Source organism: Microcystis sp. M49636_WE2, assembly GCF_030065375.1.
GTDB classification, from domain to species: Bacteria; Cyanobacteriota; Cyanobacteriia; order Cyanobacteriales; family Microcystaceae; genus Microcystis; species Microcystis aeruginosa_C.
Map to the genome: position 1 here is coordinate 1 of NZ_JASJFG010000543.1, position 1,619 is coordinate 1,619.

Consider the following 1,619-nt stretch of genomic DNA (forward strand, 5'->3'; position numbering starts at 1 on the left):
ATCACCCATCTCGCTTGTTATCAACCACTGTCTTCATCGAGGAGGAACACCATGTCTCAACCGATCGAACTTTCCTTAGAACAACAGTTCAACATTCGTTCTTTTCAGACTCAGGTAGAAAAAATGAGTCAGGAGCAAGCGCAGGATTTCCTGATCAAGCTCTACGAACAAATGATGGTCAGAGAAAATATGTACAAAGCTTTTCTCAAACACCAGTGGGGTCTAGATTCTAATCCCTGGGCCCCCCAATAACTCATTTCACCCCTGCGGGCGACCTCTTTCTCCGGCTGGGTTTCTGCGGAAACGAGCTAGGGATGCGGGGCGCATTTCTTCACCTTTTTAGCTATTCTTAGGGAAGAATAACCGAATTGCTAGGGGTTAATTTATGTTCGAGCGCGCTTTGATCTGTACAGATCTTTTCGATGGTCTCCATCGTCTTGTCCATTGTGTGCCACACTTAGCCCTGAGCGGCTTAAAACAAGTTATCTTCCTCCACAGTATTCCGGTTTGGGAACAACCCACCCTAGCTGCCGTAGATCAAGCGAAAATTGACGCGGCTAAAGAAAAATTATCCCCAGCTTTAGCAAATATTCCCGACGGTATGACAGTTAGTCTGGAAATCTCTAACCGTCGTCCCGTGGATGCCGTGCGGGAAATCCTCGCGCATCACTCTATTGACGTGATTTTGATGGGAAATCCCATGCGCGGTGCCGTCCAAGAAAAATTATTCGGTAGTACCAGTTTAGCGATCGCAGGTATTACCGATATTCCGCTGCTGATTTTCCGACCGCAATTATTATCAGTTTATACTCACGATGAATTAGCCCTGCGCTGTCAGCATCTCTGGAAACATTTATTAATTCCCTACGATGGCAGTCCCGACGCGATTTATCTAATTGAACAGATGGAAAAATACGCCCAAACCCGCGCCCCCGGCTCTTTTGAGCAATGTCTCCTCGTCCGGGTAGTGGAAAATATCAGTCGCGATCCCAGTGTCACCGAATCTCGTTTAAATGATGCCCGTCGGGAATTAGAATCGGTGCAAGTGCGACTAGAAAAACTCGGTTTGCAAGTACAGAGCCAAGTGCGACAAGGAACACCTGTATTAGAAGTTTTGACGGCAGCGGAAGAAGATGACATCAGTGCCATCGCAGTGGCTACCTGCCATCGTTCCAATATGTTGGAATGGTTAGCCGTGCGTCGGATTAATGAAGATATTCTTCATCAACTGTGGTTCCCCTTATTATTTTTCTCACCGAAGGGATAGACTGGAAAAAAAGGCTCTCTTGGGGATAAACCACAGAGACACAAAGGACAGAGAGAGGAAGACAGATTCGATCACTAAAATCGATCACACAAACGACAAGAGAGCCGCAAAAATTTGGGATAAATTAACTTAAGTAAGTAGTTATAATTAAATTAAAAATAGATTTTGCCTCTGATCCCCCCTGCCCCCCCTAGGGTTGATTCATAGTAGGGTTGATTCATAGTAGGGTTGATTCATGAATCAACCCTACCCAAACTCCTTGATAAGGTGGGGATCTGAAAACTTTTAACAACTACCTACTTAACTGTTCAATTAATCCGACAACTTTAGCCTTAATTTCATCGCGAACTCG

The 1,619-nt window shown here is 45.2% G+C and carries 2 protein-coding genes; both read left to right on the forward strand.

What is annotated here, in order from left to right; all coding sequences use genetic code 11:
• The first annotated feature begins 51 nt into the window (after nucleotides 1-51).
• Complete coding sequence (locus PX484_RS12570; RefSeq protein ID WP_002739006.1) at nucleotides 52-252, forward strand: NblA/ycf18 family protein; 201 nt, start codon at nucleotides 52-54, stop codon at nucleotides 250-252.
• A 133-nt stretch (nucleotides 253-385) separates the two neighbouring features.
• Nucleotides 386-1,267, forward strand: coding sequence for a universal stress protein (locus PX484_RS12575; protein ID WP_287766809.1), 882 nt, complete (start codon nucleotides 386-388; stop codon nucleotides 1,265-1,267).
• Nucleotides 1,268-1,619 lie beyond the last annotated feature (352 nt).